Source organism: Streptomyces sp. NPDC088116, assembly GCF_044741745.1.
In the GTDB taxonomy this organism is placed as follows: domain Bacteria; phylum Actinomycetota; class Actinomycetes; order Streptomycetales; family Streptomycetaceae; genus Streptomyces.
The window spans coordinates 474,874-491,183 of record NZ_JBIUTF010000001.1; the positions used below are offsets into that span (position 1 = coordinate 474,874).

The window sequence follows — 16,310 nt, forward strand, 5'->3', positions numbered from 1 at the left end:
CCTTATCCTACCGCGAATCCTCTAACGCGGATGGTCTTGCCGTTCACGGTCCGCTACGGGCGGCGCGGCAGTACCGCGATCGCCGCCAGCGGGATCGCGGCGAGTACGAGCCAGGGCGCGGCGGGTGGGAGGTGTGCGTCGAGGAGGGTGCCGCTCGCCGCGCTGCCGGCCAGGACGATCAGGCCGGAGGCCGAGGAGAGTGCGCCGGTGTAGAGGCCGAGCCGACCCTCCTCCGCGAGGTCGGGGACCCAGGCTCGGGCGGCGGGGGCTATGAGCATCTGGCCGAGGGTGAGCAGGACGACGAAGGCGGCCGCCGGAAACAGGCCCGTGGTTCCGGTCAGGTCTGCGGGGCGGGCCGCCGCCACGACGGCGAAGCCCGTGGCGAGGAGCACCAGTCCGGCCGCCATGGAGCGGCGCAGGTCGAGCCGGTCCGCCGCCCAGCGGGTGACGGGCAGTTGGGTGGTCACGACCAGCAGCGAGGAGAGGGCGAAGAGCCAGGCCAGCGGGGCCTGGGAGCCCGCCGCGCGCTCGACCTCCGCCGGGAGGGCGAGGTAGAGCTGGTTGTACGCCAGCAGGTAGGTCCCGTACGCCAGGCACAGGGCGAGGAAGCGCCGGTTGCGCAGCAGGTTCCGGACGGCGCCGGGGCCGCTGACGCGGGTCCGGCCCGGGATGTGCTGGGGCAGCAGCCACCAGTGTCCGGCCAGGACGAGTACGAAGATCCCCGCCCCGGCGAGGCACACCGTACGGAAATCCACCCCGAGCAGCAGCGCGCCCAGCAGTGGGCCGACGAACGCGCCCGCCTGCCCGGCCACGGTGAACAGCGCCAGTACGCCGGTGCGCGGGCCCCCGCCCGCCTCCTCCCGGGCCACCGCCTGGCGGGCGACCTCGGACTCCACGGCGGGCGAGAACAGCGCCGCCGCGAAGCCGATCAGCAGGACGGCACCGATGACCGCCCAGGTCCGCTCCGCGTAACCGAGCCACGCGAATCCGGCGATCCGCAGCGCGCAGCCCGCCAGGACCACCGGGCGTACGCCGTACCGGTCGGCCAGGGCGCCGCCGACCACGAACAGGCCCTGCTGGCTGAACGTTCGCAGTCCCAGTACGAGACCGACCAGCCAGCCGGCCATGCCCATCGCCGTGCCCAGGTGTTCGGCGAGGAAGGGCAGGACGCCGAAGAAGCCGACGTTGAAGGCGAGTTGGGTGAGGATCAACAGGCGCAGGAGCGGCGACAGTTCGGCCCACTGTCCGAGACCGGACCGGGCCCGGGGCCGGGACTGCTCGCCGGACGGGGGCTGGGAGGCGCGCCGCGTACACGGCTCGGTCATCGGGAGTCCCTCGCCATGGAGTGGGGGGAGCCGGCGGCGCTGCCGGCCTTCGCCGGTTCGCGCGCCCCTGGCTCGGGCCGCTCTCGCGCCGTCGGCGGTTGCGGCAGCCGTGCCCGCTCCCGCGATACGGGCCGCCGCCCGCGCACCCCTCCGGCCGCCGACACCGCGAGCGCTCCCAGCAGGGCGAGTACGGCGGCCGGTGCCAGGACCGCCCAGGGCGCGCGCTCCGCGTACGGGAGGTTCTCGGAGAGCAGCAGGCCCCACTCCGGGGAGGGCGGCTGGGCGCCGAGCCCCAGGAAGCCCAGGGCGGCCAGGGCCAGGGCCACTCCGGGCAGCCGCAGCAGCGCGTGCCGGGCGACGGGCGGGATCACGGCGGGCAGCAGTTCGTACCGCAGGACGTACAGGGGGCCCGCGCCGAGCGCGCGGGTGGCGACGAGGTGGGTGGTGGCGCGTTCCTGTTCCAGCAGGGCGGAGGCGTGCGCGGCCAGCGGCGCCCAGGCGACGGCCGCCACGGCGAGCGCCGGGGTGTACGGGCCGCTGCCCGCGATCCCCGCGACCAGGAGCCCGGCGAGCACCGGCGGTACGGCGTTGACGGTGTCGACGGCGGCGCCCGACACCTTCGGCACCAGCCCGAGCAGGACTCCGGCCAGCAGGGCCACGGCGGTCACCGCGAGCGCCAGGGCGAGGGTGGTGAGCGCGCCGTGCCCGACGCGGGCCAGCACATCGCGGCCCAGCGCGTCGGTGCCGAACGGGTGGGCCCAGGACGGGGGTCGGAGCCGGGCGGCGGTGTCCAGCCCCAGCGGATCGCGGACCAGGCCGGACACGACGACGCCGAGCAGCGGCAGCCCGTACACGAGGGGCTGTGCCCGGTGGGCAGGCGGCGCCGGCCGGTGCGAGGACTGGAGCGCGCCGTCACGCAGGGCCGGGCCCAGCATCAGCTGCGCCACGCCCCTGGCGAGCCCTCCCGCTAGAGCCGCGAGCAGGACGAGGGCGAGTGTGCCCGCCTGGAGTACGGGCAGGTCCTGGGCGGTCGTGGCTTGCAGCGTGAGCCGGCCGAGCCCGGGTATGTCGAAGATCTGCTCGACGGCGACCGAGCCGCCGGTGAGACCGACGACGAACAGCCCGAGGTTCGGCAGCAGGCCGGGGAAGCAGCGCCGCAGCGCCTGGCGGGCGATCCGCCGGCCCGTCAGTCCGCGCGCGGCGGCGGCCAGTGCCCAGGGTTCACCGAAGGCTCCGGGCAGCGCGTCGGCGAGCAGCCGGCCGAGCAGCGCCCCGGCGGGCAGGCCGAGCGAGAGCGCGGGCAGCACCATCCAGCGGGGCCCGTACCAGCCGAGGGCGGGCAGCCAGCCGAGCTGTACGCCGACCACGGTGGCCAGGACGGACGCGGTCAGGAACTCGGGCAGCGCGGCGAGCATCGCCGCCGCGCCCCCCGCGCGTGGGGGGCGGAACCGTCGCCGCGAGCCGAGCCACAGGGGGCGGGCGCAGACCGCTGCGGCCGTCACGAGGGCGACCGCCATCGCCCCGGCCATGAGCAGCAGCGAGATGCCCAGGGCCTGGACGACCGAGGGCAGTACGGCGGCGCCGGATATCCACGACTCCCCCGCGTCACCGCGCGCCAGCCCGCCGAGCCACTGCCCGAGCAGGCTCACGGGACCTGCGTCCAGGCCGAGTTGGTCCCGTACGACGTTCAACGCCTCGGCGGTGGGTTCCCGTTCGGCCGAGCGCGCCTTGAGGACGGTGAGCGCGGGGTCGGTGCGCGAGAGCCAGGGCAGCAGGCCGATGCCGCAGAGCAGGAGGGCCGCGAGCGCGGCGCGCCAGAGCGTGGTCAGGCCGGGGAGCCGCACGAGTCGCACGGCTGCCGAGCGGTACGAGGAAGGGGCCGGGCGATGCGAGGGGGCCGGGCGGTCCATGCGGGGATCAGCGCCGGGTGCTCGCGGTGGCGAGGGCACGCTCGTACGGGTCGAGGGTCACGCCCCGTACCGCCGGAGCGACACCCACGATGATCCGCTGGTGCACCAGCGGTACAACCGCGTCCGTACCGAGGATCCTGGCCTCCGCCGCCATCGCCGCGTCCTGCCGCTTGCCGGGGTCCACGAGGGAGTCCGCCGTGGCGACGGCCCGGTCCACGCCCCGGTCGCAGAGCAGCGCCAGGTTGTAACTCCCGTCACAGGTGAAGTCGGTGGAGAGGGCGGAGACGGGGTCGCCGGTGTCGAGCATCGTGTTGCGCGCGGAGACGAAGGCGTCGAACTTCCCGGCCAGCGCGTCGCTCTCGATGCGCGCGTACTCGCGGACCGTCAGTTTCACCGTGAACCCGGCCTTCTCCAGCTGCTGTTGGAGCACCTGGGCGACCTCGGGCAGCTCAGGCCGGTTGTCGTACGTGGCGATGGTGAGGGTGGTGCCCTTGACGTCCTTGCCAAGGGCGGCCTCCGCACGTCCGACGGGCTTCGCGCGCTTGCCCTTCGCCCAGGTCAGCGCGGGGCCGAAGATGCCCTGGGCGGGGTCGGCGTGCCCTTCGTGGACATTCTCGGCGAGTACGGAGGTGTCGATGGCCCGGCGGGCGGCGGCCCGGAACCGCGGGTCCTTGAACGGGCCGGACCGGGTGTTGAGGTGGAGGCTGGTGTTGCGGGTGGTGGACACCTCGTGCGCGGCGCCCTCGGCGAGGGAGGCGGCCTGCGCGACCGGTATCGCCTCGGCGATGTCCTCCTCGCCGCTGCGCAGGGCGTTGGCGCGGGCCGTACCGTCGGCGATGAACCTGGCGTCGATACCGGAGGCGTGGGCCCGACCGCCCCAGTAGTCGTCGAAACGGTCGAGGGTGGCGCCGGTGGAGCCGGTGACCTTGGTGAGTTCGAAGGGGCCGGTGGCCGTGCCGACGGGGTTGACGGCGCCCCGCTTCGTGGAGCCGTCGGTCTTGGAGGCGCTGCTCTTGGGGCCCTCGGCGTCCTTGGAGCCCTCGGCGTCCTTCCCACCCTCGGCGTCCTTCGCGTATGCCTTCGGGGACAGGACGGCCATGCTGGGGCCCGCCAGCCGGAAGGGCAGTGCGGGGTCCGGCTCGGCGGTCGTGACGCGGACCCGGTGGTCTCCGGACGGGGTCGCGGTGAGCTTCACCTCGGCGAGCGCGGTGGGAACGGGGGTGGCGCTCGCGGCATGGGTGAGGGCGGCGGCGACCGACTCCGGGGTGACCTCGGTACCGTCCTGGAACCGGGCCTCGCGGAGCGTGAACAGCCAACTGCCGTCGCTCTCACGGCTCCAGGACTCGGCGAGCGCGGGGCTCGCGGCACCGTTGCCGTCGAGACGGGTCAGCCCCTCGGTGACGCCGAGCCGGCTCAGGAGCGTGGCGTCGGCGCCGTACGGGGAGAAGTTCTCGGTGGGCGGGAAGGCCAGCGCCATCCGCAGCCGTCCACCACTGCCGGAGCCCGGGGACGACGCGCCGTCGGAGCTGCCGCCAGAAGCGAAGCAACCGGTGAGCAGGGGTGCGAGCAGCAGGCCGGCGACGAACCGGCGGCGACGGACAGATCCCATGGTCCTCGTTCTCGTCTCTACGCGTCTGAACGCGATGGGCAGGGCTGACGTGGGGGCGGAACGAGAGACTACATGAAAATGATTTCCATCAAGCCATGGGGACCTCGAAGTGGACGATCCCCTGCCCACCGCCGGACTCCTCGCGCTCATCGCACACCATCTTCCCCGTCGCCCGCCAGAAGGCCTCGGCGCCGGGAACGGCGGGATCGGTGTGCAGATAGACCGAGCGGTAGCCGCCTTCCGTCGCGGCGAAGTCCAGGAGTGCGCGCACCAGAGCGCGGGCCAGCCCCTGGCGGCGATGGCCGGGGCGCACATACACCCGGCGCAGCTGGGCGGTCTCCCCCGACGGGTAACGCTCGGCGAGCCAGCGCGGGTTGGGCGGATGGAGCGGCCCCCGGGCATCGAGCGCGGCGGTCCCGGCGACCACGCCCGTGCTCTCCTCGACGGCGACCAGCAGGGTGTGACGGGCGGGGGTGAGATAGGCACCCGCGAGATCGATGATGTCCGCGTGCCAGCGCGGGACGTACCCCGTACCGAAGTCGCGGTAGACGGTGTCGAGCATCACCGCACGGGCGGTGTCGAGGTCGCCGGGGGTCGCGGTTCGGATGCAGTAGGTACGCACTTGCACATCATAGGCAACAAGGGTCACGGGGATTCGGCGGGGCGGTGGCGGCCGGACCCGGTGGCCGCGATGACGACCGGGCCGCTTCAGGCCGTGGGCACCGTGCCGAGGAACCGTACGTACGGACGGCCCTCGGGCCCGTCCTGGGTGACGGCGGCGCGCACCCCGTACACATCCGCGATCAGGCGCTCGGTGATGACGTCCCACGAACTGCCGCCGGCCACGACGCGGCCCTGCTTCAGCACGACGAGCTGATCGCAGTACATCGCCGCCAGGTTCAGGTCGTGCAGCGCGATGACGCTGGTCACCGGGAGTTCGGCGACCAGGTTCAGGAGGTCGAGCTGGTGCTGGATGTCCAGGTGGTTGGTCGGTTCGTCCAGCAGGAGTTCGCGGGGCTCCTGGGCGAGCGCGCGGGCGATCTGGACCCGCTGGCGCTCGCCGCCCGAGAGCGTGTGCCAGGACTGGCCGGCCCGGTCCGTCAGGCCGGTGCGTTCCAGAGCGGTACGAATGGCCTCGTCGTCCCCGGCGGCCGCCGCCGACCAGGCGCGGCGGTGCGGGACGCGGCCGAGCCGTACGACATCGCGGACGGTCAACTCGACCTGGGTGTCGGCCTGCTGCTCGACCACGGCGACGCGGCGGGCGAGCGATCTGCGGCCGAGTTCGGCGAGCGGGCGGCCGTCGAGGGTGATGACGCCGCAGGCGGGGGCGAGGACGCCGGAGAGCAGGCGCAACAGGGTGGACTTTCCCGAGCCGTTCGGGCCGAGCAGCCCGACCATGGATCCGGGCGGCGGCGCGAGACTGACCCCGTCCACGATCAGGCGTCCGCCGGCGGTCCGGGAGACACGGTCGGCGCGGAGGCCCGAGCCGGTCACCGCATCCGTATCCGTATCCGTATCCGTACCCGTGCGTGTGTCCGTGGTCCGCTTCATCGGATTCTCCGGCCCCGGTACAGGACAAGGACGAACGCCGGTACGCCGATCAGCGAGGTCACCACGCCCACCGGCACCTCCTGCGGGTCGAGCACCGTACGGGCCAGGGTGTCGACCCAGACCAGGAACACCGCTCCGGTCAGCGCGGTGACGGGCAGCAGCCGGCCGTGGCCGGGACCGGCCAGCGCACGGGCGGCGTGCGGCAGTACGAGGCCGACGAAGCCGATGGCCCCGGCCGAGCTGACCAGCGCCGCCGTCAGCAGCGCGGTCACGCACAGCAGCACCACACGGGTACGGGCCACCGAGACGCCCAGCGTCGCCGCCGCGTCCTGGCCGAACGCGAACGCGTCGAGCGTCCGCGCGTACCCGAGACACACCAGCAGCGCCACCGCGAGCACCGCCAGGCAGACCCACACATCGGTCCACCCGGCGCCGCTGAGCGATCCGAGCAGCCAGAACAGCACGCCCCGGGTGGTCTCCGCGTCCGCCGCCGTCATCACGATGAAGGAGGTCAGGGCCGAGAAGAGCTGCATCGCGGCGACTCCGGAGAGCACCACCCGGTCCACCGTGCCGCCGAGGGTATGGCTGAGCAGCAGCACCAGCGCGAACGAGCACAGGGCGCCGAGGAACGCGCCGCCCGAGATGGACAGCGCCCCGCCGCCGACACCGAGCACGACGACCACGACCGCGCCGGTCGAAGCCCCCGAGGAGACTCCCAGCACGAAGGGGTCGGCGAGCGGGTTACGGAGCAGGGACTGCATGACCGCCCCGCACACCGCGAGTCCGGCGCCGCAGACGGCGGCGAGCAGGGTGCGGGGCAGCCGCAGGTTCCAGACGATCCCGTCCCGGATCGGTGTGAGGCCGGAATCGCCCCATCCGATATGGGTGGCCACCACGGACCAGACGTCGCCGACGCGGATGTTCGCGGGTCCGATGGTGATCGCGACGGCGACGGAGAGGAACAGCCCGGCGACCCCGCAGGCCCAGAGGAGGCCGTGCCGCAACCGGCGTACGCCGGGGCCGTGTACGCCTGGACCATCCGGGCCCGGACCGCGTACCTCCTGGGCCTCCGATGCCCCCGACGCCTCCAGAGACCCCGACACCTCAGGAACCCCCTCAGCCGCCGTAGCCTCCCGGGGCCGCTCCGTACGTTCGACCGTCACTTCGCGGGCGCGATCTCGCGCAGCTTCGCCGCGACCTTCTCGACGCCCTCGACCGTTCGGATGGTCGGGTTCATGGCCTGGCCGCTGAGCAGGACGTAGCGCTTGTGCCTGACGGCGTCCATGTTCCGGGTGGCCGGATTGGACTCCAGGAACTCGATCTTCTTCTCGGCGGTCTCGGCCGTCTCCGACTTACGGGTGAGGTCGCCGATCACCAGAACGCCAGGGTTGCGGTCCGCGACCGTCTCCCAGTTGATCTGGGGCCACTCCTCGTGGTTGTCGTCGAAGACGTTCTTCGCCCCGACGGCGTTGGTGATGATGCCGGGAGCGCCGCAGCAGCCGCCCATGTACGGCGACTCGGAGTTGGCGAACCAGTAGAGGAGGGTGGCCTTTCCGGCCGTCCCGCCCTCCGCGCCCTTCGGGGCCTTCCCGGACTTCCCGCCCGTCGCGGCGTCGATCCCGGCCGTGGCCTTCGCCATCCGGCCCTTGAGCCCGGCGACCACCTTCTCGCCCCGCTCCTCGACGCCGAAGACCTTGGCCAGGTCGCGTACCTCGCCGTAGACGTCGTCCATGGTGAGCGAGGTCGTACGGACTCCGTCGCCGTCGCCGCTGTTGTCCTTGGTGCAGTCGGACGGGGAGACATACGTGGGTACGCCCAGCTCCTCGAACTGCGGGCGCGTGGCCACACCGCCCTTGCCCAGCGTCGATTCGAACGAGGAGGCCACGAAGTCGGGCTCGGTGTCCAGGACCTTCTCGAAGGAGGGGGCGTTGTCCGCCAGCCGCTTCACGCCGGCGTTGGGCTTCTCCAGCCCCTTCAGCAGCGGGTCGGTCCAGGTGGCGGTGCCCACCATCCGGTCGGCGAGACCGAGGGAGAGCATGATCTCCGTCGTGCCCTGATTGAGCGAGACGGCACGGCGCGGCGGCGCGTCGACCCGTACCTTCTGTCCGCAGTTGTCGAGTGTGCGCGGGTATCCGGTGGCCGCACCGCCGGATGGGGACGTCCCGGAATCGGCCGCCTTCCCGGAGGAGCCCCCGCCGCCGCAGGCCGTCAGGAGCACCGCCCCGGCAAGGAAGAGGATGGTGTGGCGAACGGAGGTACGGGCACGGGCGGGGCGCGCGAGCGGCACGGCAGTTCCTCTGCGTCGAGGGCCCATGCGCGGAGCCCAGTCGTACGGTGCTCCCCCGCCACAGGACGAGGGCGGAGGCCGCCAGCAGGTCTTCGGACTCGGGATCCCCCGGGCGAGACGCCTTCCCGGACAGCTCAACTGTCCAGTGGCCGATGCCGCGCCCGTCACCCTTACCGCTGCGCGTCAGTTCCGGATTCGCACCGGATTCCCTGACCCACGTACATGGGTTCGACTGGCCTCGGCAAGCTATCACAGGAGGTTTTCGGCCTCGGCCGGGTCCGCCGGAGCACCGGTCGGAGGGACTATGGGACATGCCGGAAAACGAGCCAGTGAGCGTCGTGCTGATCGACGACCATCCTGTCGTCCTCGCCGGGATCGAGTCCTGGTACGCCGCGTCGCGGCGGCCGATCACCGTGACCGCCAAGGGGCCCTGCCTCTCGGTGGCCATGAGCGGGGCCGGCCGGGACGCGGACGTGGTGGTGCTGGACCTTCAGCTCTCCCACGGGGTGCCCGCGTACCCCGAGCTGAAGCAACTGGTCGCGCAGGAACGGCAAGTGATCGTCTACACGATGCAGGACAGTCAGGAGACCGCGCTGACCTGCCTGGACCTGGGGGCCTTCACGTATCTGACGAAGGCCGAGGGGGAGAACCACCTCATGGCGGCCACGCTGGCGGCGGCCGACTGCCGTCCCTACACGCCCCCGGCACTGGCCGGTGCTTTCGGCAGCGACGCGAGGAAGGGCCGCCCCGCGCTGACCCCGCGTGAGGTGGAGGTGCTCCTGGAGTGGTTCCAGTCGGAGTCCAAGGCCATGGTCGGGGCGAGCCTCGGTCTCTCCGTCCGTACGGTGAACACCTACCTGGAGCGGGTACGGATCAAGTACGCCAACGCGGGGCGGCCGGCGACGACGAAGGCGAATCTGGTCGCGCGGGCCATTCAGGACGGACTGACGTCGTTGGACGAGCTGTAGGGCCTGTCCGCCGGACAGGCCCTAGCGGTGACGTGATGGGCGACGGGCGAGGGGCCAGGACGGGATCGTCGCCGCTCCTATGCCTGGGACGGGGTCTGGGCCTGTGGCCGGGTGTGGGCCAGGGGCGGTGATGCGGTCCTGGGCTCGCCCAGGGGGTCGCTCTCCATGTGGAGCGCGTAGGACGCCTCGACCAGGAGCCGTCCCTGGCTCCGTACCGTACGCACGCGGATGCCGGGCTCGGCGGGCTCCGGGATGTCCGTCCCGGGCGCGTCGGTCACCACGCTCACCCGTACCAGCCCGCCGCCGCGCACGACAGTGGCCCGCGCGCTGTGGCGCGCCGTCGCGAGCGCGGCCAGGACGGGCTCGGTCAGCGCGCGGCGCAGGTGCCGGGGCACCGGGGCCGACGCTCCCCGTACGGCGAGCTGCACATCGACGCCGTGGCGTTCGGCGACACCGATACCGGCCCGGAGTTCATGGATCAGCGGGTCGGCCGCGTGGTCCCGTTCGGCGAAGAGCCGCCGCAGCCGGGCGGCTTCGAAGGCGCTCCGGCGCCGGACCCGCTCGTCCCCCGGTTCGAGGGACCCGTCGGCCAGCCCGGTCAGCAACGGCAGTACGGAGCGGCCCAGTTCGCGGTAGCGCGACCGCTGGTCGGCATGGACCTGGGCGGAGATCGCGGCTTCCGTACGGACCCGCTCCTGCTCGCGCGCCGTGGCACCGGCCGTCGCCGCGCAGTCCCGCAGCAGCCTCGCCATCACCGCGGCCGCGATCTGGAACGCGCAGATGGCCAGGGCGCTGACGGCCATCCCCGCCGCGACCTGGCGTGACGGGGTCCCGGCGAGCAGCAACTGTACGAGCGTGACGGCGACATGGCCGCCGACGAAGAGCAGCGTCGCGTTCAGTCCGGCGTCGAACAGCAGCAGGACGCCGAACCAGCCGATCTCCAGGAACGTCCAGTGCGGGGTCGCGAGGAAGTACGTGCCCGGCAGCTGGCTCGTGGCGACGACCGCCACCGCCAGAGCGGAGACCAGGCCCGCCACCACCCACCACCGTGGCCTGCGGCGGCCGGCCGCTCCGAGGAGCGCGTCCACCACGATGACGAGCGTCAGCAGCCCGAACGCGGTGAGCTGCACCCAGGCGTGCCGGTAATTGCCGAGGTTGGCGAGGAGCGCGGGCAGCGCCAGTCCGAAGTGGATCGCCGAGAGGATGATCAGTCCGGCCAGCCGCAGCGCACCGCGCATGCTGTCGGCGATCCGGTCGGTCGTGGGATCGGATTCCCCGTCCGCGCCCTTGTCCTCATCCGTTTCTCTGGCCACTCCCCCTTCCGTCGGAGCCATCGGGTACCTCTGATCCGTCGCGTTGCTCTGATCCGTCGCGTTGCTCTGATTCGTCGCGTTGCTCTGATCCGTCGCGTTGCTCTGATTCGTCGTGTCTCTCGCGTCCCTCAGCTCTCTCGCGTCCCTCAGCTCTCTCGCGTCCCTCAGCTCTCTCGCGTCCCTCGGAGCATCGGGCCCGCGCGCATCAGACATGCGGCCACTCCAGCCGTACGGCCGTGCCCCGCCGGAGCCCGGAGTCGACCGTGGCCCTGCCGCCGACGGCGGCCATCCGCTCGACGACCGAGCGCGCCAGCCCCTGGCAGTGCGGCGGCACCTGGGCCGTATCGAAACCGACGCCGTCGTCGCTGATGGTGACGGTGACGGTGTCGCCCTCCCGGCTCGCCGTCACGGTCGCCGAGCCGACACCCGCGTGCCGGGCCACATTGCGCAGCGCCTCTCCCAGGCTCCCCCGGAGCGCCACGGCGGCCGGCCGCCACATCAGGCCGAGCGAGCCGTCGAACTCGGCCCGTACGGACAGGGGATGGTCGCCGATCTCCGCCCGCAGCTCCTGGGCCACATTCGTCTCACCGGACGTCACCCGCTCCGGGGCCAGGCGCCGCAGGTCCTTGCCGGCCTGGGTCCGCAGTATGTGCGGGTGGATGGACCGGCCGTGGGCCGAGACCATCAGCAGCGTCGCGCAGGCGGTGTCGTGCAGCGTCGCCAGATGCTCGCGCTCGGCCGACCGCTGCGCCTGCGCCACCTCGTGGCGCCGTCGTGCGGAGGCGGTCTGCGAGCCGACGGCGTCGGCGGTTCTGCTGGCGCGCAGGACCAGTTGGTACATGCCCTGGGAGAGGGCGGTCTGCACCAGCAGCCAACTCACGTTCGGCAGCGCGTAGTTCCACCCTTGAGGCCGGTCCAGCACGACACCGGCCAGGTCGGCGACGGCCAGCAGGAGCGCCAGGGCGACCGCGAGCGCCGGCGGGTACATCAACTGGTAGCCGACCGCGACGATGCTGACCACCACCAGCAGCCAGGTGCTGCCGTACATGGTCTGGGTGTCCGGAATCGTCAGTGTCTGAGTGAGGCAGAGTCCGGTCAGCACGGCCAGGTCCGTGGCCAGAAGCAGTCGGGGGCGGGTTCCCGCCATCCCCCATCGGTAGTGCAGGGCGCTCCAGGCGAGTACGACGGCACAGACGGCCGAGGTGACGGCCATGCTGTCGACGGGCATCGCCGGTACGGCGAGAACGGCGCACGAGCACACCACCACGACCCGGATCCGGTAGGCGTAGCGGTAGGCGAACCGGACGAACTCCCGCTCGGCCGGACCCGGGGCGCCGGCCCCCGAAGGGGCGTGACCAGGGGCGGGAGAGCCGTCACCGGTGCCCGGAGGACCGCCGGCGGTACCCGCGGGGCCGTCGCCCGCGCCCTGCGGAACGCCCGGTTCCGACCGTACGCCGGTTTCCGGGGGCTCGACGGCGGAAGACTCCCCCGCGAGCCCGGTGGTCATCTCGTCCCGCTCGTTCGGCACTCGGCGCCTCACCCGTCGCAGTCCCTCACCAATTGTCGGTCGTTTGACCGTCACACGTCCAAGGCCTCCGGCGATAGCGTTTCTCCAGTCATGGTGCTGGACCCTCCGCTCTTCGCGGTATCGGTCCCCATGACCGCACGCGCACCTGCCTCATGGGGGTGGGCAGGGGTGCGTGAGGGGGAAGGGAAAGGTAAGGGTGTGCGGGGCAGTCCGCCGGGACTGTCCCGCCACCGTGACCGCGAAGACCGCGGACCGCCGCCGAAACCCGTCGTCGAAATCCACTGTCGCATCCATCTCCCCGTGATTTCCATGATTCTCGCGACTTCCGCTCCCGCCTCCCTCCGGACCCCTCTCCGTTCCGGACCCGACTCGCTTCCGCGCTCAACTCCCTTCCGGACCCAGCTCCCTTCCGGAGCCGACTTCCCTTCCGGGTCCAGCTCCCTTCCGGAGCCGACTTCCCTTCCGGGCCTATGCCGACGTGGGGTCCATACCAAATCCCGTCCACCGGGTTCGGTCGTCCCGGCCGGGACCGCGTTGCCCCGATTGCCTCTTCGTAAAGGCACACACGAATCCGTTTCGGATGACCTCCGGCACGAGCAGACAGAGGGTGCTTCGAACAACGGGGGAGTGATCCGCGACGGAGGAACTTCATGCAACGCAAAGACAACGGACACCGATTGTTCATGACGGGCCGTCAAACGGAGATGGGGCTGCTCCGCCAGGCTTTGAAGGATTCCGAGCGAGGCGGGCCGGTGCGCCGCCTCGTGACCGGCGAGCCGGGCATCGGGCGGACCACGCTGCTCCGCGCGTTCTCGGCGTCCTCACGCGCCAAAGGGTGCCTCACCGTCGACCTCGTGTGCGCGCCCGGGGAACGTGACCGTCCGCTGAGTCTTGCCCGCCAACTGGTCAGGGAACTCGCCTCTCTTCGGCTACCGGCGGCCGAACGCGACGGCGCTCTCGGAACGGTCCCGCCGGCCGACGGGACACCCTCCCCGTCCGACGTACGGGCCACTGTCGCCGGTCTGACCACCACCATGCCGCTGGTCGTCACCGTGGACGACGCGGACCAGGCCGACAACGCCTCACTGGAATTCCTCCGGCACGCTCTTCTCTCTCCTCCGGCCGCGCGGTTACTGCTGGTGGCATCGGTACAGGAAGGCGAGAGCCGAGAGGAGGCCGGACAGCTGTACGAATTGCTCGCCGGTGCGCGGCGGCTACGAATGGAAGGGCTCACCCGGACACAGACCGCCACCCTGATAAGGCGCGCACTTCAACGAGCGCCCGCTCCTAAACTTGTCACCGAATGCCACCGGGTCTGCGCCGGAAATCCGTTCATGCTCATGGAAGTCGCACGCCTGATACATGATCAGCCGTCGGATACCCAGGGCCGCACACTTGTCGGCGATATGGCGCCCTCCCCCGTCGCGGATCTCATAGGGGCGCGGCTCGCCAAGATCGACCCGAACGCGGTAAGGGTGGCCACCGCCATCGCGATCGCCGCGAGCAACTCCGCCGCGAACCCGCTGCTCGTCGCCCATCTCAGCGGACTGTCCCTGCACGAAACCCTCGCCGCGGCCGACTTATTGGTCCGTACCCGACTCGTGGAGGACGACGACAAACTCTTTCTGCGCCATCACGTCATGCGTAATGCTCTCCTCGGCCGTATGACCCTTATGGGCCGCAACGCCGCCCATCTCTCGGCCGCTGCCTACCTTCATGACAAACACGCCCCCGTGGAACAGATCGCCAATCACCTGACCGCCTCGACCGTCGCACTGGACGACCCCTGGCCCGTACCCGTACTGCTGCTGGCCGGGCGGGCGGCCCTGGCCGCGCGGGAGCCGGAGCGGGCCCGCGCCTACCTGGAGCGCGCCGTCCAGGTGGCGTCCGGCGCCGAACGCCGGTCCGCGCTCCTCGACCTGACGGACGCCAGGATGCGGATCGACCTGGTGGGCGGTCTCGAAGAGGCGGTCAGGGTGCTGGAGGAGGCCACCGGGACCGCGGAGGCGGCACAGGCCGCGGAGAGCGCGAGGGCGACGAGGACGGCCGAGGACTCCGCCATGTCCGGGCCGGCCGGCGGACCGGCCGGGGACGACATCCGCTTCCCGCTGCTGGCGCGCGTCAGCACCGCGCTGTATCTGCGCGCCCAGCCGGGGGAAGGGGTACGGGCGGCGACCACGACGGTCCTGGCGCGCAGCCGGCTGTCCGGCTGGCCCCTGCTGCACCGGATACTCGACTACCTCCAGGACTATCCGCCGCTGATCTCCAGCCAGCCCGGTGAGCAGCTCCTCGTACCGAAGGGGCACACACCGGGAGGCGACGCGGCGGCTCTCGGGGCCGACCTGTGCGGGCCCGGTCAGATACGCGCGGCGGCCACCGTGGTGGGCGCGCTCCGCAGCCACCTGGGCGAGGACGGCTCGTACAGCCCGGACGACGCCGTGCGCCAGGCCCAGGAGGCGCTGAGGACGGACCGGGGGCTGTGCCTCTACCCGCTCCTGACGATGACGGCCCTGATGATCCTGGTCTGGAACGGGCGCGACGAGGAGGCCGCCGCCCATCTGCGGCGCCATCAGGACTGCGCGCTCTGCCCCGAACATCCGATGCACCGGACGTTCCTGCTGCCGGTCACCGCGCGGATGGCCCTCGTACGGGGCCGGCTGCGCGCGGCCCACGACGAGCTCGGCGAATGCCTCGACGCGCTGGTCCGCTACGAGACGCGCTACCAACACCCCATCCTGGTCTGGGTCGTGGGGATGCTGGCCGATGTCAAGATCAGCATGGGGCTGGACGGCGAGGCGCGCGCCCTGCTGCGCGAGCACGGGTGCCTGGGCAGCCTGCCCCCCGGCTGGCTCTACCGTGACCTCCTGGTCACCCGGGCCCGGCTGCGGGCCGGCGGCGGTGATCTGGCGGGCGCCTCCCGGGATCTGACGGAAGCCTGGAAGAGCGGCGCCCCGGCGCGCGGTCACGGCCGGGGCTCACCGGCCCACGGCCCCGGTGCCGCGTCCGACGGCCGGGACGTACCGGCCGGCATCGCGAGCGCCCCGGCCGTCGGCGGAGGTACCCCGGCCGGTGCCACCGGCGGCGTCCACTGGTACGTGTACGGCACCGATCTGCTGGCGCAGTTCGGACAGGACGAGGACGCGCGCTCCATGGCGCGGGAGCTGGTGCGGTCCGCCGAGGCCGTCAACGCGCCGCGCGAACTCGGCGTGGCGCTGCGCGTCCTCGGAGCCGTGCACAAGGGCGTGGAGGCGGAGAAGCCGCTGCGTGAGGCGGTCCTGCTGCTGACGGAGACCGGCGCCGAGTTCGATCTCGCGCAGGCCGCCGCCGACCTGGCCTGCCTCCTGTTCGACGAGGGACGCCACGAGGAGGCGGTGGTGGAGCTGAGTACGGCGCTCGAAATGGCCGACCGGTGCGGGGCACGCCCGCTCGCGATGCGGCTGCGCCAGCGGCTGGCGGCGGCGGAGGGGCGCGCCTCGCAGCGTTCGCCGCTGGGCGGTGTGCTGACCCTGACCAAGCGGGAGAAGCAGATCCTGATCGACGCCGTGCGCGGTCTGACCAACGAGCGGATCGCGACGACCCTGCACATCACCCGGCGCACGGTGGAACTCCACCTGTCCAGCGCCTACCGCAAGCTCGGCATCACGGGGCGCAAGGACTTCCCGAATCTGTTCCGTACGGCGGGGCTGTGGCCGCTGCTGGTCGACACCGGATCGCTCGCCTGAACCGCTCGGACCGCGCGTGACCCGGCGGCACACGTCCGCCGCCGGGTCCCGGCCCCCGGGGGGGCTCCTTCGGACCCCCGGGGGTGTCTTCGGGATC

Annotated in this window: 11 protein-coding genes and 1 riboswitch; of the genes, 2 read left to right on the forward strand and 9 right to left on the reverse strand. The window is 72.3% G+C overall.

The window, feature by feature from the left end:
* Nucleotides 1–53: 53 nt before the first annotated feature.
* The 7 genes from ACIOJD_RS02075 to ACIOJD_RS02105 all read right to left on the reverse strand — a co-directional run bounded on the left by ACIOJD_RS02075 (nt 54) and on the right by ACIOJD_RS02105 (nt 8,709).
* Nucleotides 54–1,325, reverse strand: a complete 1,272-nt coding sequence (locus tag ACIOJD_RS02075) for an MDR family MFS transporter (RefSeq protein WP_401907745.1) — start codon at nt 1,323–1,325, stop codon at nt 54–56.
* The gene (locus ACIOJD_RS02080) at nt 1,322–3,235 is read right to left on the reverse strand and encodes an ABC transporter permease subunit (RefSeq protein ID WP_401907746.1); all 1,914 of its coding nucleotides are present in this window, start codon (nt 3,233–3,235) and stop codon (nt 1,322–1,324) included. The genes ACIOJD_RS02075 and ACIOJD_RS02080 overlap by 4 nt, the downstream gene beginning before the upstream one ends.
* Nucleotides 3,236–3,242: 7 nt before the next feature.
* Nucleotides 3,243–4,844 carry an ABC transporter substrate-binding protein gene (locus tag ACIOJD_RS02085; protein WP_401907747.1) on the reverse strand — a complete coding sequence of 534 codons (1,602 nt, stop codon included), beginning with the start codon at nt 4,842–4,844 and terminating at the stop codon, nt 3,243–3,245.
* Nucleotides 4,845–4,932: 88 nt separating this feature from the next.
* A complete protein-coding gene (locus ACIOJD_RS02090) occupies nt 4,933–5,466 on the reverse strand; it encodes a GNAT family N-acetyltransferase (RefSeq protein WP_401907748.1) in 534 nt (177 codons plus the stop codon).
* An 86-nt stretch (nt 5,467–5,552) separates the two neighbouring features.
* Nucleotides 5,553–6,395: an ABC transporter ATP-binding protein gene (locus tag ACIOJD_RS02095; protein ID WP_401907749.1), complete on the reverse strand. Its 843-nt coding sequence runs from the start codon at nt 6,393–6,395 to the stop codon at nt 5,553–5,555.
* Nucleotides 6,392–7,399: a FecCD family ABC transporter permease gene (locus ACIOJD_RS02100; protein ID WP_401908884.1), complete on the reverse strand. Its 1,008-nt coding sequence runs from the start codon at nt 7,397–7,399 to the stop codon at nt 6,392–6,394. The genes ACIOJD_RS02095 and ACIOJD_RS02100 overlap by 4 nt, the downstream gene beginning before the upstream one ends.
* Before the next feature lie 155 nt (nt 7,400–7,554).
* Nucleotides 7,555–8,709, reverse strand: a complete 1,155-nt coding sequence (locus ACIOJD_RS02105; RefSeq protein ID WP_401907750.1) for an ABC transporter substrate-binding protein — start codon at nt 8,707–8,709, stop codon at nt 7,555–7,557.
* A gap of 38 nt (nt 8,710–8,747) precedes the next feature.
* Nucleotides 8,748–8,934, reverse strand: a riboswitch (cobalamin riboswitch).
* Nucleotides 8,935–8,993: 59 nt separating this feature from the next.
* On the opposite strand from ACIOJD_RS02105, the gene ACIOJD_RS02110 reads away from it, so the two are divergent.
* Nucleotides 8,994–9,650 carry a DNA-binding response regulator gene (locus ACIOJD_RS02110; RefSeq protein ID WP_401907751.1) on the forward strand — a complete coding sequence of 219 codons (657 nt, stop codon included), beginning with the start codon at nt 8,994–8,996 and terminating at the stop codon, nt 9,648–9,650.
* A 77-nt stretch (nt 9,651–9,727) separates the two neighbouring features.
* On the opposite strand, the gene ACIOJD_RS02115 is transcribed toward ACIOJD_RS02110, so the two are convergent.
* Nucleotides 9,728–10,963 (reverse strand): hypothetical protein, encoded by a 1,236-nt coding sequence (locus ACIOJD_RS02115; protein ID WP_401907752.1) that lies wholly within the window; start codon nt 10,961–10,963, stop codon nt 9,728–9,730.
* A gap of 205 nt (nt 10,964–11,168) precedes the next feature.
* A complete protein-coding gene (locus tag ACIOJD_RS02120; RefSeq protein WP_401907753.1) occupies nt 11,169–12,503 on the reverse strand; it encodes a sensor histidine kinase in 1,335 nt (444 codons plus the stop codon).
* Nucleotides 12,504–13,141: 638 nt separating this feature from the next.
* Between ACIOJD_RS02120 and ACIOJD_RS02125 the strand changes: the two genes are divergently transcribed.
* Entirely contained in the window at nt 13,142–16,213 is a 3,072-nt protein-coding gene (locus ACIOJD_RS02125) for a BREX system ATP-binding domain-containing protein (protein WP_401907754.1), read from the forward strand.
* The last annotated feature ends 97 nt before the right edge of the window (nt 16,214–16,310 follow it).